Origin of the sequence: Kribbella sp. NPDC051620 (genome assembly GCF_044453825.1) — a bacterium.
Classification (GTDB): Bacteria; Actinomycetota; Actinomycetes; order Propionibacteriales; family Kribbellaceae; genus Kribbella.
On sequence record NZ_JBITDB010000003.1, the window covers coordinates 422,642 to 443,967 of the forward strand.

The following is a 21,326-nucleotide window of genomic DNA, read 5'->3' on the forward strand; positions in this document are numbered from 1 at the left end:
CCTAGGTCAGGCCATCCCGAGTCGCAACGTGTTCATGCACTCGGCTCGCACATGTTCAAGCACTCGGCTCGCACCGTGTTCAAGCACTCGGCTCGCACCGTGTTCAAGCACTCGGCTCGCACCGTGTTCAAGCACTCGGCTCGCACCGTGTTCAAGCACTTGGCCCCTCGACAGTCGGCCGCCTCGACAGTCGGCCCCTCAGCAGTCGGCCCTCTCGAGAGGCGACCCTCTCGAGAGTCGGCACCTCGAGAGTCTGCAGCTCGACAGTCGGCGACAAGCACTCGGTGCCTTGACGCGTACGTCGTGGTCATCGGTCGTCGATTGGTTGGGCGCGGTTGTTGGGGTAGTTGCGGCCGATCGGGCTGATCCAGGTGGAGCTGCCGTCGGGGTTGGGGCGGATGTGCCAGCCGCCCTCGTGCTTTAGTCGGTGGTGGTGACGGCACAGGCAGCCCAGGTTGGCCGCCGTAGTGCGCCCGCCGGCGGCGAAGGCGCTTCGATGGTCGACGTCGGTGAACTCCGCAGGGCGGTTGCAGCCGGGGAATTGGCAGGTGCGATCGCGCAGGCGGACGTACCTGTCCAGTGCAGGTGATGGTGTGTAGCGATCGGGATTGCTGGGCGGCGGTTCGTCGGTGATCTGAAGCTCGATGCGTGAACCGGGGTTGGGAATCACGGCACGAGGCATACCGGCGTCATTGTTCGGCATACGAGGATCGGCGCTCGGCATCCGGCGCCCGGAGCCCGTGGTGCGGGGTTCGGCGCTCGTTGTGCGGGGGTCAGCGCTCGCGGCATGGGGGCCGGCGCTCGCGGCATGGGGGCCGGCATTCGCGATGTGGGGGCCGGCATTCGCGGTGCGGGGGTCGGCATTCGCAATGTGGGGGTCGGCGCAGGCGGTGCGGGGGTCGGCGTTCGTGGTGGGGGCGCGGTGGGCTGCTGCGCCGGAGTTGCTGCTGCGATTGGGGGTGGTGGGGCGGTCGGGCACGAGGGTTTGCGCGAGGGCCCTGAGGAGGTGTTTGCGCAATGAGCTTTGCGGGATTGGTCCGTGGTGATCGGCTTCACCGCCGGTGGCTACCTCACTGTTGATCAGAGCGCGGATCTCGGCGCCGGTCGCGTGAATGACGACAGTGGCGTCGGCGCCGATTGCTGTCTCGTCCATCACGTCTCGATCAGCAGGCATGTCGCGATCGGGCCAGGATCCGCAATCTCCGGTGGGTCCCGGATCGACGGCGCTCGCTGCGGAGGGCTCCTCCGTGGCGGCGCCCTCCGAGTGGGCGTCCTCTCCGGTCGCTGCGCGAGTGCGCGCAGTGGCGGCGTCGTCTGGGTGGCGGCCCTCTGTGGCCGTTGCGGGAGTGCGCGCAGTGTCGGCGCCGTCCGCGTGAGTGTCCTCTGTGGCCGCTGGCGGTGTGCTTGCTGCGGCGGCGCCAGCCGGGTGAGTCCCCTCTGCGTCTGTGGCCGTTGCGGGAGTGTGCGCAGTGTCGGCGCCGTCCGCGGGAGTGTCCTCTGGGGTCGCTGCGGGAGTGCGGGCTCGGGCGGCGCCAGCCGGGTTAGTGTCCTCTGGGGTCGTTGTGGGGATGCCCGTGTCGGCGGCTGTTGTTGCGGTGGTGGAGTTGTTGTCGGCTGGCTTGTGGGTGGGGGGTGGCTCGGAAGCGGCGGCGGCTGGGGTGGGGCGCTTGCTGCGTGGGAGGAGGCGGCTCAGGGCGATGTCGTTGCGGAGCTGGTCGAGGGTGCGGGTGTCGCCCTGGCGGCGTCGGGAGATCGCGGCTCGGGACAGGCTGGTCATCACTGCTGCGGCGTCGACGGCGTCGTGATCGTGGATCAGATGGGCTCTGCCGACATCATCGGTGCACATCTGCACGGATCGCTTGTCGTGGGCACCCTGGTAGGCCTTCTCGATCGCCTCCGGACAGCGGCGAGCCACCTCGCGCTGACACTCCTGCTTGATGTCCACCAGCGGATGCGTCCTGGCCCAGTCCAAGATGGCCGCTTCGGCCGCGCGCAGCTCGCCGAGGTCGTCGAGCACCGACAACTCGGCCACGATCGTGAACGCCGCGCGTTCCGTCAGCAACCCCTCGGACAATGCCGCCAAGGTCGCGGGGAAGTTGTGGACCAGTTCGCAGGACCTGTGGATCCGGGTCGTCGCAGAGCCTCGGCGCATCTCGATGATGCCGGCGATCTCATCCGAGACCGACCGCAGATCACCGGCGATCCAGCGACGTTCGCCGGCTGTCGCCGCCCGATCCCCTGGTTCGGGGTGCCGATGGCCCAGGTCCGCCGACACGCCATGCAAGGAATCGTCGAACCCAGCGATGGTCTCGGCTTCCAGGGCGGCCAGGCGGCACTTGAGCCGACCGATCGCGTCCAGCCGATCCAGCCAGCCGTCGTCAGTCAGGTGGGATTTGTCCTGGGAGACCACCGCCTCGTATAACGGCAGTCCTTGCGCGGGATCGTTCTCCTTGTCGAACCTCAACAAGCTCAGCAGTGGCGGACGTCCGGCAGGCCGACGTGGCGGGCGCACAGGCCCGTCCACCGGCTGACCAATCGAACGCTTGCTCATGAATCGAGCATATGTTCGACTACTCTGCGAATCAAATCCGCTACATGGGGTGTAACAACCAGGCGTCGTCAGCCCCGGGCGATGGCCAACTTGTCGCGGCAGATGGTGTAAGCGTTGAGCTCCTCGCGCGCCGGAGCGACGACGTGGCTGTCGGCAACCTTCTCCAGCTCCGTGCGGAGCGCCTTGGCCACCAGGCGAGCCCGTCGGTTGGCGCCGCTCGTCGCGAAGAGGCGGCAGGCGATCGAGAGAGCCACTCCTAGGACTGCTCCGCCAACGAGCATCATCGTCGCGTACGGGATGCCCTCCCACTCCGGCAGCGTCAGGTCCTTGAGGAAGGCGGCCAGTACGAGCCAGACAGCTCCACCCAGCGCCACCAGGAACAGCAGCCACTGCAGGAACCGCGCCGCGGCCCACCAGCCCGGGTCGTTGTTGGTGCCCAGGTCCGTACGAGCCACTGCCTGGTCCAACTCGTCTCCGAGGGACTCCTCGCGCCGGCGGATCGCAGTACGGACTGAATCGGCCCAGGGGCGGGACAGACCGGCTGCGGCCTTGTTGGTGATGGTCCGGACAGCAGTGTCCATCCGTGCGCGCTGCACGGGTGTTGCCGCAGGCAACGTTGAGCGGGCGATCGACACCTCGTTGGAGGCCGACTTGCGCAGCGCCTTGCCTTGCTGGCGGGGCACCTGGTCCAGATGCAAGCGCCGCAACGGATCCGGCCGGAAGCGGGCAAGCCACTTGGTGACCGGCCATCCGGTCGCAGCGGTCGCCCGCTGGAGGTAGGACCGGCGTACAGCCTCAACAACGACCGGCAGGCCACTAGCGTCCGACAGTGCGTCCACTAGCTCGGTGACATCCGCCTGCGCGATCTCCGGCGTCTTGGCGTTGCCACACTGGCTGGCCATCCGGTCTGCAACGCGATCCACGTCAGCAGCGAGCCGCTCACGGGCAGCCCGCTTGGCGCTCACCCGCTTGACCAGCAGGTCCCGAAGGTCGTCCAGCCCGTCGCCGCTCATGGCAGACGTCGCCACGAGCTGCGGGTTCTTGAGACCGTCCGACTTGAGCAGCCGGGTCAGGTCGGCGAGGCAGCTCTCGCGCTGGGCGTCGGTGAGCTTGTCGGCATGGTTCAGCGCGAACACCATCACCGACGAGTGCGACGCGAATGGCTTGATGTACCGGTTGTGCAGCGCGGCATCGGCGTACTTCTGCGGATCGACCACCCAGACCAGTACGTCGACCAGCTCGACCAGCCGGTCGACGATGAGCCGGTGCTCGACCTCGGTGGAATCGTGGTCAGGCAGGTCCAGCAGTACCAGCCCGTCGAGGTCCTCGGAGTGCGCGTCCTCGAGCGAGCTGCGGTGCTGCACCTGGTGCCGGCGCGGGATGCCCAGCCAGTTCAGCAGCTCACCGGCCGGCTCCTCGCCCCACACACAGGCCAGCGGCATCGAGCTGGTCGGGCGCCGGGTCCCGATCGCGGCCAGGTCCAGCCCGGTCAACGCGTTGAACAGCGACGACTTGCCCGAACCGGTCGCACCGGCCAGCGCCACGACTGTCAGATCGCCGGACATCCTGAGCCGTTGACTGGCCCGGTCCACGATCTGCGACGCCTCGCTCAGGACCACCTGGTCCAGCCGTCCCCGGCCGGCCTCGGCAGCGTCCTCCACGGCCTCGATCTTCGTCAGGACATCGGTAGCGCCTCGTGTCAGGCCCTTGACCGTATCCACAGTTCCCGTCACGTGCAGTCCTCCACCGCGCGCGCGGCCTCCGTCAGTTGCCTGGGTGCATCGGGATCGACCGGATGCTGGTCGAGCACAGCCAGGTAGCGGGCGAATTCGGCATCCATCAACGCATGAACTCTAGCGTCAAGATCGTCCCGGGCCTTAGCGGCCAGCCCGCGAACCGCCTCTTCGCCGAAGACCGCATCCAGCAGCCGCTGTCCGACCACGGCAGTACTGACTCCGGTCGTGGCCTTCGAGCCGGCCGGGACGCTCGCAGTACTGGCGAAGATGGAGATCATCAGAGCCAAGCCGAGGCCGTTCTCGCCGTAGGCAAGGATCCGCGCCGTACTGCGCTTGTCGGCGCCCTCCTGGCGAATCAGCTCGAACACGCCCTCCTGCCACTCCCGTACCGCCCGACCAGCCGCGTCCGGGAACTCCTCGGACATCCCGCCCATCCCGGGGTCACCGGCCGCGAGCAACTGGCGACCCGGCGCCGACGCCTGCCAAGCCGCCTCCGCCCGCTCAGCACCGGCTGCGGCGTGCTCACGCAGCAACGACTCCAGGCCGGATTCGATGGCATCCTTGAGGTCCCGCGTCGGCGGCGGGTTGCCGACTACCGCAGTACGGACCTTGTCGCGCAGGCGGCCGACGTTGGTCTGCAGGCCCTTGAGCAACTCACCCGTGCCGACGAACTCCTGCCAGCGGGCCAGTACCTCGCCGCGCAGCATGGTGCCGTCCTCGGTCGCCTTGGCGATGTCCTGTACGGCTTGGTCGTAGGCCGATTCGGCAGTCGACCGCAACTCCACGACAGTGTCGGCCTGCGCCCTGACCGCCTTGGCGAAGGCCGGGGTCTTCTTGGTCATCGCGGTGACGGCGCCTTGCAGGGTACGCCGTACAACGCCCGAGCGCGCCTCAGCGTCGGCGGCCAGGTCGATCAGCCAGTCCTTGATCGAGGCAACGACCTCGCCGGCCAGCATTCCGTTGCCGTCGACAACTGTTTCCTTGATGCTGAACAGCGGTGAGTCGCCGAGTCCACGCTCGAGCAGCATCTGCGCCAGATGGCCGGTGATGTCGTCGATCGTGTCGGACGGGGCGCGGTCGAGCACTACGGCTACCGCAGTACTGCGGTCCGAGGCGCTCTGCAGGAACTCCCACGGGACCGCGTCGGCGTACCGGGCGGCGGTGGTGACGAACAGCCAGAGGTCGGCAGCTGCCAGCAACTGGGTGGCGAGGTCTCGGTTGGCCTCGACGACCGAGTCGATGTCGGGGGCGTCGAGGATGGCGAGGCCTTGCGGGATGGTGTCGGCGGCAACCAGGCGGATCTGCCCGGGGTCCTCCATCCCACCCGGGCTGTCACCGCTGGAGCGCGCCATGCCGGGCAGTACCCGGTCGTTGGTGAACCAGTCGACATCGGCCGGGTGGTGGATCAGAACTGGGGAACGGGTGGTCGGCCGCAGTACGCCGGGCTCGCTGACGACCTGGCCGATGATGCTGTTCACCAGCGTCGACTTGCCGGCTCCGGTGGAACCACCGACCACCGCAAGTACCGGCGCCTCGAGCTGTACCAGCCGCGGCAGCACGTAGTCGTCAAGCTGATCCAGCATCGCCTTCTGCTGCTGGCGAGCCTCGTCGGCGCCCACCACGTCAATAGGCAACCGACTGGCAGCCAAGGCGCCGCGCAGCTTCATCAACGCCGTAATCAACGCCATAGCCGCCTGCTCAGTAGCCACCTCCTCAGCAGACTTCTCCCGCCCAGCATCCACAGCCGCAGCACCAGAGTCAGCACCACCGGCACTGGAGTCGTCGCCGACGCCCGCATCCGCATCGGAGTCGGCATCCGTACCTGAGTCGGAGTCGGAGTCCGTACCGGCATCCGCACCGGAGTCGGTACCGGCGTCCACACCGGAATCGGCGACATCGTCCTTAGTGGCGTCGGCGGCGTCCGCATCCGCAGTGGAGTGGGTGTTGGCGTCCGCAGCGGAATCGGCTGCATCATCTCCACCGGACTCGGCAGCGGCGTCCGCAGCGGAATCGGCGACGTCGTCCTTGCCGGAGTTGGCAGCGGCGTCCGCGTCAGAATCGGCGGCGTCCCCGTCGGCATCTGCGTCAGCATCCGCGCTGGAGTCGCTGGCCGCAGCGTCGATGTCGCCCTCGCCGCTGCCGTCGGAGTCGCCCTCGGCACTCTCGTCGTTCGCGACGGCGCTCGGCTGCCCCTCCGCGGATGCAGACGCAGAGGCAGACGGCTCAGCATCCGCAGGAGCTTCTGCCGCGCTGTCGTCGGAGTCAGCTTCAGCGCTCTCACCGCCGGCGTCCGCGGTCTTGTCCTCTGCGGTAGCGCTTGGCTCACCCTCCGCAGGCGCCGATGCCTCAGCCTCTGCATCTGCGGCCGCCTCGGCGGCAGAGTCGTCGGTCCGCACGGCTCCGTCATCAGTAGGCGCAGCCGACTCGACCTCGACGCTCGGTTCGGCGTCCGCCGTCGGCTCAGCATCCGCATCCGGCTCGGCAGATGCGTCGTCCTGTGCTTCCGCGTGGGCGGGCGCATCGTCTTGTGCTTCCGGCTCGGCGGCCGAGTCGTCCTGCTCTCCGCCCGCCGCGGCAGGTGCGTCATCCAACGCTTCCGCCTCGGCGGGTGCGCCGTCTTGCGCTTCCGCCTCGGCAGGAGCGTTGTCCTGTGCTTGCCCCTGGGCAGGAGCGTCGTCCTGTGCTGCTGGCTCGGCAGGTGTTGCGGAGTCTGGCTCTGCGGTCAGGGCGACCTCAGCGGTCGGAGTCTGCTCGGCGTTGCTGTTTGCCTTGGGGTCTGTGGGACCTTCGGCTTCGGACTCTGCCGGAGTATCGCCGGTCGGCTCCCCGGCCTGCGGTCCAGCTGCCTTGGGGTCGGGCCCGGTTGGAGTGTCGGTGGTTGGGTCCGCGTTGGGTTGGGCAGGGGCCTCGGGCTGGGCGGGAGGCTGGAGGTGGTGTTCGGCTTCCTGGGCGGCGGCTTCGGCTTCGGCGGCGGAGACGGCTTCTAGTTCGGCGTCGGCTTCGTCGCGGAGGGCTGTGGGCTCTTCGGGGGTACCTGGTTGTTTGGGGAGGCCGATGATGATGTCGCCGTATTCGAGGGGGAAGCCCTCAGCCGACTCGTCCGGTTCGTAGACGACGCCGACCTTCGGGCGGGACGCCTCTTCCTCTGCCGTCAGGGTCACCGCGGTGGCGGGTTCGGGCTCGGCCGGGCGGTGTTCATCGGTTGATTCCTCGGTGGGCGAGGCGGCGGACGCGTTGACCGCCGGTACCTCGGTGGGCGACGCAGTGGACGCATCGGCGGCCGGTACCTGGGTTGGCGACTGGTCTGCAGACTGCTCGTCGGCCGCCTTCTCCGCACCGATCAACTGCTCGCCATCGGCCGGCTGACCGTCAGTTGCCTGGACGTCAGACGCCTGTCCGTCGGCTGACTCGGCGTCAGTCTGCTGGGCTGTAGTCGGCTCGCTGCCGGCTACCTCGGCGCCGGCGACCTGACCGTCGGTTGCCTGACCGTCGGTTGCCTGGGTCTCGGTTGCCTGGGTCTCGGTTGCCTGACCGTCGGTTGCCTGACCGTCGGTTGCGTGGGTGTCGGTTGCGTGGGTGTCGGTTGCGTGGATGTCGTTCGCCTGGGTGTCAGCCGGCTCGGCGTCGGTCGGCTCGGCGTCGGTTGAGTCGGCAGCCGTCGGATCGGTGGGGGTCGCTCCGGTGGGCTTGTTCTGGTCTGTGGGTGAGTTGTCCGCGTCGGCGGATGCGGCAGCGTCGGTGGTTGCGTTTGCATCGGCGGTCGCGACCGCCGCGTCGGCGGCGGGGTCGGCAGGCTTGCCGGTCGTTGCGTCGGCAGGCTTGCCGCTTGTTGCGTCGGCAGGCTTGCCGGTGGTGGCGGCAGCTGGCTTGTCGGCCGTTGGGTCGACTGGCTTCTCGGTTGTGGGCTGGTCGGCTGCAGGCTCGGCTGGCTGCTTGACCGCGGGCTGGTCGCTCGTCTTCGCGGTCGCGAGGTCGTCCGTTGTCGGCTTGTCGGCCTCGGGTGTGCCGGTGGGCGCGCTGACGCTCGCCAGCTTGCCTGTCGTCGCCTGCTGGCTGGGGGCCTTCTCGGTCGTCGCTTGGGCGTCCGTTGCCTGCTCGGTCGCCTGGGGGGCCGTCGCCTGGGGGGCGGCCGGTTCTGGCTGGGGGGTGGGGGCAGTCGGCGTACTGGCTGACTTGCGTTTGCGGCGGCGCCAGAAACCTTTGCCTTTGGCATCGGATTCGGCGATCAGCCGGGCCAGTTCGGAGACAGGCTGATCCTGGGCCGGAACCTTCGGCTCTCCCGAACGCTCCGAACCCTCACCAGCTGGCCTGGTGTCAGCCACGGCTACCGCCCACGAGCACAGAGTGCCCGTTCGGACAGCGCAGAAGCAAAGTCATCTTCATCCCCGTTTGGCGGCGTGGACGGGTGGCAGTCACTGCGACGGTGGATACGGACCGTATCCTCCCGGCGTTCCGGACGGTTCGGGGGGTCCCGGTGGGTAACCGGGCTGGCCCGCTGAGTAGCCGGGTTGCCCGGAGGGATACCCCGGCTGAGGCGGTGGATAACCCGCCTGTCCCGGTGGATATCCAGGCCCTCCCGGGTACGGCGCCCCCTGCGCCCCGCCAGCCGGGTACTGAGCCCCCTGCGGGGCACTCCCCTGGTACTGCGGGTCCTGCGGTCCACCACCCGGATACTGCGGTCCCTGCGGCCCGCCCGCCGGGTACTGCGTGCCTCCACCCGGGTACTGCGAACCTTGCGGCCCACCCGGATACTGCGACCCACCCACCGGCATCTGGCCCTGCGCCGGATACTGCGACCCACCGGCCGCCGCCTGCGGCGCTCCGAGCGGGTACTGCGGCATCCCCTGCGGCATGCCCTGCGGTGCCGGGACGACCGCCTGGGCGAACGCAGGCATCGGTGGGAACGGCACGCTGGGCCGTCGGGCCCGGAGCTCGTCCAGCAGCTCCTTCTCCGTCACCAGTGCGTCAGGCCCGATCACCTGGCGGACGATCTTGTCTCGCAGGTAGGCCAGCTCGGTCGCGGTCTGCTGGAACGCCTTGGCAGCGGCCGCCGCCTGCGGACCGTACCGTCTCGCGTTCTGCCGGAGCGCCTTGCGCCCGCGCAGCGTCGCGATCAACGGGACGTCCTGCGGCGCCAGCCAGCCGAACCGCACGTAGTCGTACAGCCGGGACGCGATCATCTGCCCCTCCCGCGACCGCATCACCAGCGCGAAGATGAACATCGCGATGAAGATCGGGAACATCAGGAACAGGTACACGATCAGGAACCCGCCACCGCCGGACAGGCTCGCCCCGCCGTTCCAGGACGCGTGCGCCAGTACGGCGGCCAGGTAGCCGACGATCGGCGCCAGGTACCGCACGACGGTACTGCGATGCCGGACGGCGATCCCGATCCCGATCGCGGTGAACGACGTGAAGAGTGGATGCGCGAACGGCGAGATCCCGCCGCGGAACACGAACAGGAAGAAGGTCCCGCGCAGACCGGCGTCGCTGCCGGACTCCTCGGACAGCTGATGGAACAGGCGGCCGTAGTACAGGATGTTCTCGGTGAAGGCGAAGCCGACGCCGACCATGCCGGCGTACACCAGGGCGTCGATGATCCCGTCGAACTCCTTGCGCCGCAGCAGCGCCAGCAACGCGATGATGGAGCCCTTGGCGAACTCCTCCACCGGCGGCGCCACGAAGACCGCGGCCCGGCTGCCACCGCTGCCGGACTCGTGCAGCCATTCGGACGCCTGGGTGTTGATGAAGATGGCGGCCAGGGTCGCGACGAAGGCACCCCAGCACAGCGCGGTCAGGATGTACTTGGCCGGCTCCGGCTCGTAGCGGTCCAGCCACAGGTACAGCGCGATCACCGGTACCACCGGGATGAACGCGAAGACCAGGCCCCACATGAACCCGCTGGCGCCGGTCGACTTCGCCACGATGGCGAAGATGCCCAGCCCGGCGATCGCGAAGGCGACCGCGACGACGACGCCGATCAGGATGCTCTGGTTCCGCCGCTGACCGGGCACCGGGTGGGTACCGAGCCGGTTGGGCTCCGGTTGCTGGCCTGGTTGGCCGGGCGCGCCGACAGCCTCCACCGCGGGTTGCGGCGACTCGGGCGGGCCTCCTGAGGGGTAACTCATGCACGCAGCCTAGTTGTAGAGCCCTCCACAAGGCAGGACCGGCCACTCGGCGTTACCGGGATGGAACGACAACCCTGTACTTCGCAGTAGCCCGGCGGCCGCAGCCCAACCGGCCCCGGCCGCCCCTACCGCCGTACCCGCCTCGCCGGAGGAACCCACGAGCACGATCGGCCCACCATCTGAGAGACTCTGATCCGTGCCGGACACCGATCCGGCCGAGCGCCCGTAGCTCAGCTGGATAGAGCGTCGGACTTCTAATCCGTTGGTCGCAGGTTCGAATCCTGCCGGGCGCGCCTTCTGAACGCGACTCTCCGCGCCTTCCGGACTCGGGCGGCCCGCTCACGGCGCATCCTGCAGCGTGGATCGAGTTCCTTGGACAGCGTGGCCGGCCCGGCCACGTGCAAGAGAAGGTAGTTCAGCCGCCACCCGAGCCGATATCCGAGGCTCAGGCCTTCGTTCTTTCCGTTCATCGGAGCTCCTGACGTCCCACTCACTAATTAAAATTTCAACTACTGTAGTGAGGGGAACATCGGCGGCGTCGGGAAAATGCCCGGTGAGCCGGACGCGCCTCAGTCGCGCCGACTCAGCCCACTTCGTAGGACTGGTTGGGGCGCCGCGGTGACCGGTCAGCCTGCTGGGTGACCGAGGTGTCCGCGGCGGCGGTCTGAGCGGTCTGCGGCTTGGCCTGCTGGGTCATGGCCTGGACGTTGGCCAGTACCGCCTGCTTCTCCTGGAGGGTCTGGGCCACCTCGAAGCTCTGCCAGACCTGTTGGTGGGTCTCTGGGGTCAAGGTGCTCTCGTGGAGCATCTTGTCGACCTGACGGACCATTCGGTGGTCGTCGCGGTGGACGAAGCTGTCGAGGAGGACCTTGAGTTCAGGGTCCTGGCCGGGGGCGTGGGTCAGCCAGGCCCGGACGTCGTTGGTGAACTGTTGCTGGACGGCCGCGGTGTCGAGCGGAGCGCCGTCCCGTACCTCGGCCGCCGCGTCCATGACCGCCCGAAGGCCGGCCACCTTGCAGGCCTCGCGGACAACCGGGTTCAGGTACGGCGGGTCGACCAGGATCGGGTTGACGCCGAAGGTGCGGTCCTGCTCCTCAGTGAGGCGGCGCTGGACCGGGCCAGACTCGTCCAGGGCCTTGGGGCTGCTCAGTGGCCCCTGGAGCGAGTTCTCGATGGTACGGATCGCAGCGAGGCTCCCGAACGTCAGGGACGGATCCCGCGGCAGCTCCTTCATGCCGCCGCCGATGCCCTCGTCGCGGTGCAGTACGTACCCCCGCTTCGTCCCCGGGTGGGGATCCGACGCGATGCCGTCGTAGAACATGTACCGGCCCTCGAACTTCGTCTCCGGGTATGCCGACGACAGCAACTCCTGCACGGTCCCTTTGAGACAGCTGTCCATCAGTACGACCCGGCTGCCCGGCGTACCGACGGGGACGCCTGCGCCACGCAGGTAGCGGGTGAGCTGCTGGTACGACCCGGCGACGTCCTCTGCGGACACACTGGCCGTGTTCTCCCGGTACCCGGCGATCTCGGGGAACGACTTGCCACCGTTCTGCTCCAGGTCCTGTACTGCGGCCTCCGCGACCGCCCGGGATAGGACAGCGTCATGGCAGTGTGCCGAGAAGAACTCGGGATCCAGCGTCCGGGCCGCTACCGACAGGCTGTAGCCGTCCCGGCCGAGGAACACCACCCTGGTGTGCGGGTTGGCCGCCACCTCCCGACGCAGGTCGCGCAGCATGTCCCGTGCGATCGAGGTGACGAAGCGCGCGTGATGTGCCCGGAACGCGTTGTAGATGCGCTCCACTGCGTCCCGGTCAGCCTTGTCCTTCAGCCCGTACGCATCGCTGATCGCCGCCAGCGGCGGGAGCTCTCGTTCGATCGCCACGGTCACCTACCGCCGTCGACTCGGGTCAGCCAGGCCTGCAACGCCCCAGCCTCGGTGCTCACGCCCCACCAGAGGACGACACCGCCCTGCTGCGGCTGGAACCGTCCCAGAGAGTCCACACCGACCGGTACCTGCCTGAAGTCGACGAATGGCAGTGCCAGCGCGGCAGCGACCACTACCGCCGGCCCGAGCTCTCCATCGTCCGGGTTAGGGCTGACGAGGTCCAGCTTCAACCGCCCAGAGGCTGCAGCCTCCAGTACCGCCCCCGCACCCCCGTCAACCTGCAACTGCGTCACTCGCAGCCGCTCAGCAACCGACGAGTCCAGCAGGGTCGTCAGCGCACTGGTCTCCCGGCTAGCGCCAATCCAGCGCACAGGTCCCTCGCCCTGTACTTCAGCAACCGCCGAAGCCTCAGCAGCCACTTTCACGTCCTGGCGCTCCAACGAGTCCAATACCGCGCGCGCCGCCGCCACGTCGTCGGTGACGACCAGTGCGAGTTCCCGAGCAGTGGAGGCCGCAATACGCAGTACCGGGTCGGTAGCCCCCACAGCGAGCACCACTGGCGTGCCCTGCAGGTTCTCCGGCCAAGCAGGCAACTGCGAAGCGCTGTCCGCCAGCGGAGTGCCCGGGAACAGCTCCCCCACGCTCCGCAGCGCCTCCCAGTCATCCACGGACTGCTGCGCCAGGCTCTTGCGCTCAGGCTGGTCGAAAGTCATTCCATCGTCCTCGTCGTGTTCTGCTGGCCGGCCGTACCGGTCCAGCGACTGTTCTCGGCTCGCGTGCCCTGCGGCACTGTAGTTCCCGGGCGGGCCGCTCCCGGCGGCAGCAACGCCGGGTCCGTCAGCGGCGACAGCCGCAACCCCTGCGCGTCTGCCTGTGACCCCTGTACGACCTGCCCAAGCGGCTCGATCTCGTAGTCGGTGGCCGTCCGCACAGCCTCCAGCGCAGCCTCAGGCCCACCGCGCAGCAGGTCCTCGTACGGCCGCTCGACTGCCCCAGCGTTGCCGAAGGCAAGGGTCAAGCCGGTCGAAGTGGTCTTCCGGTCCGCCCGCAGATTGACCAGCATCGTCGGCCCGTCCGCACCGACCTGGACAGACTTCTGCACCCGCTGCCAATCAGGGTTCGTCCCGATCACCGCAGCAGCCGAGTCGATCAACGCCTGCACCTGATACCCGTGCTCACGACCCGGCTCGGCCGGCAGCACCAGCCGATGCTCATGCGGACCCACCGGCCGCACATGCCCGGCATGCGGAGTCGCCGCACGAAGCGCCGCCCGATCCGCCCACGCCATCGCCGCATCACCTTGGCCACGGACATACCGGCGCAGAGACTGCCGCACGAAGTCATCGACAGGAGCAGCACCAGAGGCTTTGTACTCCGCAGTGACAGCATGCGCCGTCCGATCCCACACCGACAGCGCCAACTCGCTCCGGCTCAACGGACCGTTGCTAGCAGCAACTGTGTCCGGCAACGCCGCCACCGTCCGCGCCAGCCACTCTGCCCGGGCCACTGCGACCGGGTCGGCCGCGAGGTCCGGCGTACGCCGCAGCAACTGCTCAGTGCTGACCGGCGACGGCTCGGACACGCTCCGAGCCCAGTGCCGCACCTCATCCAGATGCGCCGGCTGCAGACCGACATTCCGATCGATCGGCATCAGCAGGGTCGGGATGCCCTCGTCGAGCACCCGGTCCTCGGCCCACAGCCGGTCCGGCTCGGTGATCGCGTCGTCCAGCCACGCGAACGCCTGGTCGCCGACCCCCTCCCGAACACTGACCGCCTTCCAGTTGTGCCCGAACCGGACAGGCCCAGCCGCAGCCCTGTCGATGTTGACGAACTCCCAGCGCCGGTCCAGCCCGATCGCCGGACCGACCATCCGGTTGGCGGCGTCGTTCCAGGTGGTCCCCCAGCGCAGGTCGACCAGCCCTTCGCGATCCAGGTCGTTCAGCATCCGCCCGTGCTCGGGATGCAGCCAGACCAGGTACTCCTCACCCTTCAGCCGGTACGGCGTGAAGCCCCGCTCGGCCTGGTTCTTCTCCGGGTTCAGCACCCCGTCGATGTCGACCAGCACCCAGGGTCTGCCCGCCATCAACGCTCCAGGGTGGGCCGGCCGATGGACGTGACAGTGGCCGGCTTGTCCCGGGCACCGTCGCCCTTCGACAGGTCGACCGCGCCACCGGTACCAAGGAAGCGGCTCATGTCGGCCGGGCCCTTGATCGGCTGACCAGGCTCGGGCTTCGGCATCATGCCGTGCTTGCTCATCTCCTTGACCAGCCCGGCGGTGCCGTGATCCCAGCTGCGGTTCTGCTCGAAGTAGTCGCCCAGCCGGTTCGCCGAGGCCTTCGACTCATCCGGGTTGCGCAGATGCCACTCGGCCTTGTCCGCGAAGGCAAGGTGGTACTGGTCCTGGGACAAGCCGGTGGTGTCGACGACTGCCGCGTCGCCGATGCCCTGCGGCACGCTGTTCGGGTCGCTGAGGTCCATACCGACACCTGTGTGGTTGCCGACGATCACTGGCACCCGGTAGCCGGCTACCTCCAGCGGGGCCAGCTCGTAGTCACCCCAGCGGGCTGTGTGCATGGCGAGGTCCGCACCCCGGATCTCGGCCGCCATCACGCTCAGGTCCTTCGTATAGCCGCGCACCCGGACCGGGAAGCCGGCAATGTCGGACAGTGCCCGCTCCTGCTCCGGTACTTCGGCCGACCGCGCGCCGAGCATCGTCAACTGCACCTGCAGGCCCCGGGCCCGCAACTCGGCCGCTGCCCGCGCCGCGATGTCCGCGCCCTTCAGCGGGTCGTCGGTACGGGTGAAGACCAGCAGGTTCTTCATCCGCTGGTTGGGGTCGTGCACGGCCGGGGACTCCATCACCATGCCGGGCTTCAGCTCGACGACTGGCGGCGGCTTCTCGCACATCCGGGCCAGCCTGCGGCCCTCCTCGGTCAGCAACGGCCCGACACCGACCACGAGGTCGGCCCGCTCGACCAGTGCCCGCTCGGTAATGGTGTGCTCGTTGGACTGCTGCGGGTTGCCGCGGCCGCGGTCCATCTCGTCGGCCGTGACGTGCATGAAGTGGATGACCTTGGCGTTCGGATAGAAGTTGTCCCGCAGGTAGCCGGCCGCGCCACCGGAGAACCGGCCGTGGCCGAGGATCACGTCGACATCCGGCGGCAGCCCGTCGGCACGCAGCAACTGCGCCCGGGTGTCGCTGATACCGGGGACGGGCTTGAGCACCTGGATGTCGACCAGCGGGTGCGGGTCGGTCGGGGTGGTGACCCGGGCGGTGACCTGGTGGCCCATCCGGGCCAGCGACTGGGCGACCTCACGGTTCACCGCGAACGGCCCGCCGCCGTACCACTTGTCGGCGAGAGCCAGTACGCGCAGCGGACGACCAGTGTTCGGCAGACCCTCGAAGGGATCGGACATGCTTTTCGTTCCTCCGGTGTTCTCGGTCAGCCGCGCAGGCCGGTGGCGGTGTAGAAGCGCTCGACCAGCTCGTCGGACAGCGCCGCTACCTGCTCGGCGTCCGGGCTGATCAGGCCACGGGCAGCGTCGTGGCGCAGACGCGCTGAGAGCTCCCGGAGCAGGGATGCGGCAACCAGTACCTCGGTACCGCCCAACTCGACCGTCCGAGCCGCGTCCTCGTCCTGCGGCGGCCGCAGCGACTCACGTGAACCGGCGGCCTGCTCGCGGAACTCGACAGGCGCCTGGACGGCCTGCCCCTGCCCATCCCAGCCGTGCCGATAAGTACTGAGCATGTGGCGGCCCGGGTCGGCCGCGACCATCTCCGAATTCATGGCCGAAGAATCCCACGCAGGAGGGCGAGCAGCGGCCGGGATTCAAGGGTCCGCCCAAAAAAGAAGCCCCGAGCAAGCAAACGGCACTAGACCGGAAGCGAGCGGGGCCTTATCCTGTCCACATGCATAGAACAGATGTGAACACAGATCTCAGCTCAACCTTAGCATCTGACGAAGCAGAACGCAAGCCCTCAAACGAAGCAGGCACCTGGCGGCTCGGTGAGCAGGCCGTCAACCGGATCGGCTTCGGCACCAAACGACTCGGCAGCGACGCCGGCCAGGCGATCGCGTTGCTGCGCCAGGCCGTCGCGCTCGGGGTCAACCACCTCGACACAGCCGCCTTCTATCCTTCCGTCGGACGCGCCGGCGAGCAGCACGGCTACGACAGCCTCGAGTGGGCCAATGACGCGGTCCGGCGGGCGCTCGCGCCGTACTCCGACGACCTCACGATCGCCACCAAGGTCGGTCCGACGGAGCACGGACTGGCCCGGCCCGACCAGCTGCGCGCGCTGGTCGAACACGACCTGCGCCAACTCGGGCTCGAGACGCTTGACCTGGTGTACCTCCGCCAGCACGGGCTCGATTCGGTCGCGGAGCATTTCGGCGTACTGGCCGAGCTGCGCGCCGCTGGTCTGATCAAGAACCTCGGTCTGTCCAACGTACGGCTGGAGCACCTCGCGCAGGCGCAGGAGATCGCGCCCGTGACTGCGGTACAGAACCGCTACGGCGTCGGCTTCGGCCGGGTCAACGACACCATGCTGGAAACCTGCGGCGCCCAAGGCATCGCCTTCGTCCCCTTCTTCGCCGTCACCGCCACCGGCCGCGAACAAGGCGGAGTAGTCCACTCCGACCCGGTCGACACCATCGCCCGCGCCCACAACGCCACCCCCGCACAGATCCGAATCGCCTGGACCCTCGCCAAAGGCCCCCACGTCCTGGCCATCCCCGGCACCGGCAACCCCACCCACCTCACCGAAAACCTCGCCGCCGGCACCATCCACCTGTCCCCCACAGACCTGACAACACTCGACGCCATCCCCTCCGAGTAGCCGCCCGCGGCCCGGACCAGTTCTGGTCCGGGCCGCGTAACGTCTTCCCGCTCTACGCCTGAGCGCGTAGTGTTGGATTATGTATACAGGTGAACGGTATGCTGGCTACGGCCGGATGCGGGGCTGAGGCGCGATGTTGCTGCGTCAGCTCGAGTACCTTGTCGCGCTCGCTCGGGAGCGGCACTTCGCTCGGGCGGCGGACACTTGCTATGTCTCGCAGCCGTCGCTGTCCGCGGCGATTCGCAAGCTCGAGCAGGAGCTGGACGTACCGATCGTCCGTCGCGGGCGCCGGTTCGAGGGCCTGACTCCCGAAGGCGAGCGGGTCCTGCTCTGGGCGCAGCGCATCCTGGCCGAGCGCGACGCCCTCAGGCACGAGTTGTCGGTGATGCGTGGCGGCCTGACCGGGACGCTGAGGCTCGGCGCGATTCCGACTGCGATGCCGGTCGTCTCGTTGCTGACCACCCCGTTCTGCGAGCGGCACGCCCAGGCCCGGGTGACGCTGGAGTCGCTCTCGTCGCGCGACATCACGCAGAAGCTCGCCGAGTTCGAGTTGGACGTCGCGATGACCTATCTCGACGACGACACCCTCGGCCAGGTCCGCAAAACCCCGCTGTACGAAGAGCGCTACCTCCTCCTGACCCCCGAGACCGGCGACCTCGCCGAGCTGCCGGTCGCCACCTGGGCACAGGTGTCCGAGCAACCGCTCTGCCTGCTGTCACCCCAGATGCGCAACCGCCGCATCATGAACGGGTACTTCACCGACGACGGCGTCACCGCCACCCCCGCGATCGAGAGCGACACCGTCTCCGGCCTCTACAGCCATCTGCGCGGCAACCACTGGAGCACGGTCATCTCCCATGCCTGGCTGCACATGTTCGGCGTACCGGCGGGCATGAAGGTCGTACCACTGAAGTCCCCCGCGCATGGCCCACGCGTCGGCCTGGTGATCGCCGCACGGAGCCCCGAACCCGTCCTCGCGCGCGCCCTCCTCGACGTCGCCCGCCAGGCCGGCGTACACACCGCCCTGGACGAACTCCTCGACGTCCACCTGATGGGTGGACAGCTGACCCGATAGCGCGCACCTATCCCGAAATAGCAAGCAAGTCTTGGACGGCGGCACCTCCGAACCAGCACGGTTGAAGGACCGAATCCCCTTCAGACGTTGAGGAGTTGCCATCATGGCCAAGGTCTTGTGCGTGCTGTACGACGACCCGAAGAACGGCTACCCGACCAGCTATGCGCGCGACGACATCCCGACCATCGCCTCCTATCCGGGCGGCCAGACGGCGCCGACCCCGAAGGCGATCGACTTCACCCCGGGCGCTCTGCTCGGCAGCGTCTCCGGCGAGCTCGGCCTGCGCGACTACCTGGAGAGCCAGGGCCACACCCTCGTCGTCACCTCCAGCAAGGACGGCGACGACTCGGTCCTCGACCGGGAACTGCCCGACACCGACGTGGTGATCTCCCAGCCGTTCTGGCCTGCCTACATCACCGCCGAGCGGATGGCGAAGGCGCCGAACCTCAAACTGGCGATCACCGCCGGCATCGGCTCGGACCACGTCGACCTGGCAGCAGCCACCAAGCACGGCCTGACCGTTGCCGAGGTCACCTACAGCAACAGCATCAGCGTCGCCGAACACGTGGTGATGATGATCCTCGGCCTGGTCCGCAACTACCTCCCGTCCCACCAGGTCGTCCTCGACGGCGGCTGGGACATCGCCGACTGCGTCTCCCGCTCGTACGACCTCGAAGGCATGCACGTCGGTACGGTCGCGGCCGGCCGCATCGGTACTGCGGTACTGCGCCGCCTCGCGCCCTTCGACGTGAAGCTCCACTACACCGACCGGCACCGCCTGCCCGAGTCGATCGAGCGCGAACTCAACCTGACCTTCCACCCCGACGCCGCGAGCATGGTCCCGCACTGCGACGTCGTCACCGTCAACGCGCCGCTCCACCCCGAGACCGAGGGGCTGTTCAACGACAAGCTGATCGGCACGATGAAGCGCGGCACCTACCTGATCAACACCGCCCGCGCCAAGATCGCCGACCGGGACGCGATCGTCCGGGCGCTGGAGAGCGGCCAGCTCGCCGGGTACGCCGGTGACGTCTGGTACCCGCAACCCGCCCCGGCCGACCACCCGTGGCGGACCATGCCGCACCACGGAATGACCCCGCACATCTCCGGCTCATCGCTGTCGGCCCAGGCCAGGTACGCGGCCGGCACCCGCGAGATCCTCGAGTCCTTCTTTGCCGGTACGCCGATCCGCGACGAGTACCTGATCGTCGACGGCGGCCGGCTGGCCGGTACCGGGGCGCACTCGTATTCGACCAAGTCCTAGCTGGTTACCGGCCCGCTGTGCCCGGGATCACGTGGGACGTAACCGGGATCACGTGAGATGCGGGCATAACCGGCGAGTACGCCTGGTTGAATGTATACAGAAGGCAGAATTCCAACCCAGATGAGAGGGCACCATGATCTTCACCCGTAGGTTCGGCGCTCTGGCGGCCCGGCCGCAGTTCCCGGATGCACCGGAGCTGCAGCAGCAGCTGGACATCGACGTCGAGCTCCACCAGCACGAGGACGACAAGCACACCGAAGCCGGCGAGCGGAAGCGCGTCAGCACCGCCGCCTGAGTATCGACGACTCGGGGCACCGGCCCCGATCGGTGCTCCGGACACCGCATCACCACCGCGGCGGCGGACTCCCCGCGGGACAGCATGCAAGGATCCGGAGCACCGGAAGCAGGACGACAGACCGTGGCACTTGGTAGACTGTCTACCAAGTGCCACACATGTTTTCCACATCTGCGGGGAAGGACCTCATGACGACAACCAGCGCGGGCCCGGAAGCCAACTCCGACTCCCCTGGCGTCCGGCACGTCAAGCGGCCGACGCCACTGCGGGAGTCGGTCTACGAGGCCCTCACCGAGATGATCATCGACGGCACGCTGGAGCGTGGCCGGCACCTGGTCGAGGTGGAGCTGGCCGGCATGCTCGGCGTCTCCCGCCAGCCGGTTCGCGAGGCACTGCAGCGGTTGAACAACGAGGGCTGGGTGGATCTGCGGCCCGGTTTCGGCGCGATGGTGCATGTACCCGCCGAGGACGAGGTGGACCAGTTGCTGGCCGCCCGCGCCGCGCTCGAGTCCGAGTCCGCGCGACTGGCCGCGCGCAATCCCGACAAGGACGCCGTGGCCAAGCTCAAGGACCTCTGCAAGATCGGTGCGAACCTGCAGGAGACCGGCGACATCGACGGCGCCGTCCGCACCAACGCCGAGCTACATGGGCTCATCACGGAGATGTCCGGCAACCGTTTCCTGGTCGACTTCGCCGGCCAGGTCGACCGCCGCGTCCGCTGGTACTACACCCCCGTAGCCCCCGTCCGCGGTGCGGCTTCCTGGCGTGAGCACACCCGCCTGGTCAAGGCGATCTCCGACGGCGACGAGGACAAGGCCGCCCAGATCATGCGAGAACACACCGAACACACCCGCAAGGCCTACCACGAACTGCAGACCGGCACCCCCGCAGAAGAGCCCTCCACTCCACCCAAGAAGCCAACCCGCCGCCGCGCCGCCGACTGAGCCCTCAACAGCAACAACCGACCTGAGCCGAAGCTCAGGTCGGTTGTAGTTGGAAAGTGCTGGTGCTAGGTGGTGGGTTGTTTCTTGCGGTTGCGGTCGGTGGCTGCCTTGCGGGCTGCCAGGGAGTCGGCTAGTTGGATGTACTCGCTGACCACCCGGTGGGCGTACGGGTTGTGGGTGATGATGCGGGGCCACCAGTGGCGGCCCAGTTGTTCGTGCATCCAGAGGAAGCCGATGGCGAATCCCATGCTGAGCAGGGCACGGAAGGCCAGGAACTTCCAGGGTTCTGCCGGGAGGCCGGGGGTGCCCGTCACGGACCACTCGGTGACGACGGCGTGCACCAGCAGTGCTAGTGGGAAGCCGATCACCCAGTAGACCGCCGCGGGAGCGAATACGCCGGCCGGGAGCTTGCCGAGGGCAAGCAGTACGGCGTACCCGGCACCGAACAGGACCAGCGGGACAGCCAGTCCGAGCCCGGTGACGATCGCCCAGCCGATGGGCCGGCCGACGAACGCGGCCAACCCACCGGCGACGAACCCGGCTGCTACTCCCACGGTGGCCGCGGGCAATGAGAACTCCGCGAGCTGCCGGATCTTCACTGTGTCCAT

15 protein-coding genes and 1 tRNA gene are annotated in these 21,326 nt (G+C 68.4%); 6 read left to right on the forward strand and 10 right to left on the reverse strand.

All coding sequences use genetic code 11. The features are described from left to right. Window positions 1-307: 307 nt before the first annotated feature. From ACIA12_RS15050 to ACIA12_RS15065, 4 genes are all read right to left on the reverse strand, one after another. The gene (locus ACIA12_RS15050) at window positions 308-2,551 is read right to left on the reverse strand and encodes a DUF222 domain-containing protein (protein ID WP_396367543.1); all 2,244 of its coding nucleotides are present in this window, start codon (window positions 2,549-2,551) and stop codon (window positions 308-310) included. A 68-nt stretch (window positions 2,552-2,619) separates the two neighbouring features. Then, a complete protein-coding gene (locus ACIA12_RS15055; protein WP_396367544.1) occupies window positions 2,620-4,284 on the reverse strand; it encodes a GTPase in 1,665 nt (554 codons plus the stop codon). Next, the gene (locus ACIA12_RS15060) at window positions 4,281-8,609 is read right to left on the reverse strand and encodes a dynamin family protein (RefSeq protein WP_396367545.1); all 4,329 of its coding nucleotides are present in this window, start codon (window positions 8,607-8,609) and stop codon (window positions 4,281-4,283) included. The genes ACIA12_RS15055 and ACIA12_RS15060 overlap by 4 nt, the downstream gene beginning before the upstream one ends. A gap of 90 nt (window positions 8,610-8,699) precedes the next feature. Next, a complete protein-coding gene (locus ACIA12_RS15065) occupies window positions 8,700-10,415 on the reverse strand; it encodes a PrsW family glutamic-type intramembrane protease (RefSeq protein WP_396367546.1) in 1,716 nt (571 codons plus the stop codon). A gap of 219 nt (window positions 10,416-10,634) precedes the next feature. Here ACIA12_RS15065 and ACIA12_RS15070 point away from each other — a divergent pair. Continuing rightward, window positions 10,635-10,708: transfer RNA gene (locus ACIA12_RS15070), tRNA-Arg, on the forward strand. Between the two features lie 290 nt (window positions 10,709-10,998). Here the strand turns inward: ACIA12_RS15070 and ACIA12_RS15075 are convergent. Genes ACIA12_RS15075 through ACIA12_RS15095 form a run of 5 tightly spaced genes read right to left on the reverse strand, consistent with a single transcriptional unit; the run spans window position 10,999 to window position 16,091 of the window. Next, on the reverse strand, window positions 10,999-12,300 hold the full coding sequence (locus ACIA12_RS15075; protein ID WP_396367547.1) for a hypothetical protein: 1,302 nt from the start codon (window positions 12,298-12,300) through the stop codon (window positions 10,999-11,001). Between the two features lie 2 nt (window positions 12,301-12,302). Next, window positions 12,303-13,016, reverse strand: a complete 714-nt coding sequence (locus ACIA12_RS15080) for a hypothetical protein (RefSeq protein WP_396367548.1) — start codon at window positions 13,014-13,016, stop codon at window positions 12,303-12,305. Continuing rightward, entirely contained in the window at window positions 13,013-14,386 is a 1,374-nt protein-coding gene (locus ACIA12_RS15085) for a hypothetical protein (protein WP_396367549.1), read from the reverse strand. The genes ACIA12_RS15080 and ACIA12_RS15085 overlap by 4 nt, the downstream gene beginning before the upstream one ends. Beyond that, a complete protein-coding gene (locus tag ACIA12_RS15090; RefSeq protein ID WP_396367550.1) occupies window positions 14,386-15,720 on the reverse strand; it encodes a glycosyltransferase in 1,335 nt (444 codons plus the stop codon). The genes ACIA12_RS15085 and ACIA12_RS15090 overlap by 1 nt, the downstream gene beginning before the upstream one ends. A 26-nt stretch (window positions 15,721-15,746) precedes the next feature. Continuing rightward, window positions 15,747-16,091: a hypothetical protein gene (locus tag ACIA12_RS15095; protein ID WP_396367551.1), complete on the reverse strand. Its 345-nt coding sequence runs from the start codon at window positions 16,089-16,091 to the stop codon at window positions 15,747-15,749. A gap of 122 nt (window positions 16,092-16,213) precedes the next feature. Between ACIA12_RS15095 and ACIA12_RS15100 the strand changes: the two genes are divergently transcribed. From ACIA12_RS15100 to ACIA12_RS15120, 5 genes are all read left to right on the forward strand, one after another. Beyond that, the gene (locus tag ACIA12_RS15100; protein WP_396367552.1) at window positions 16,214-17,140 is read left to right on the forward strand and encodes an aldo/keto reductase; all 927 of its coding nucleotides are present in this window, start codon (window positions 16,214-16,216) and stop codon (window positions 17,138-17,140) included. A 133-nt stretch (window positions 17,141-17,273) separates the two neighbouring features. Further along, window positions 17,274-18,215: a LysR substrate-binding domain-containing protein gene (locus ACIA12_RS15105; protein ID WP_396367553.1), complete on the forward strand. Its 942-nt coding sequence runs from the start codon at window positions 17,274-17,276 to the stop codon at window positions 18,213-18,215. 103 nt (window positions 18,216-18,318) lie between these two features. Next, window positions 18,319-19,479, forward strand: a complete 1,161-nt coding sequence (locus ACIA12_RS15110; RefSeq protein WP_396367554.1) for an NAD-dependent formate dehydrogenase — start codon at window positions 18,319-18,321, stop codon at window positions 19,477-19,479. Between the two features lie 133 nt (window positions 19,480-19,612). Beyond that, entirely contained in the window at window positions 19,613-19,774 is a 162-nt protein-coding gene (locus tag ACIA12_RS15115) for a hypothetical protein (protein ID WP_396367555.1), read from the forward strand. Window positions 19,775-19,962: 188 nt separating this feature from the next. Then, window positions 19,963-20,718: a GntR family transcriptional regulator gene (locus tag ACIA12_RS15120; protein WP_396367556.1), complete on the forward strand. Its 756-nt coding sequence runs from the start codon at window positions 19,963-19,965 to the stop codon at window positions 20,716-20,718. Between the two features lie 65 nt (window positions 20,719-20,783). Here ACIA12_RS15120 and ACIA12_RS15125 read toward each other — a convergent pair whose 3' ends face one another. Continuing rightward, window positions 20,784-21,326, reverse strand: coding sequence for a hypothetical protein (locus ACIA12_RS15125; protein WP_396367557.1), 543 nt, complete (start codon window positions 21,324-21,326; stop codon window positions 20,784-20,786).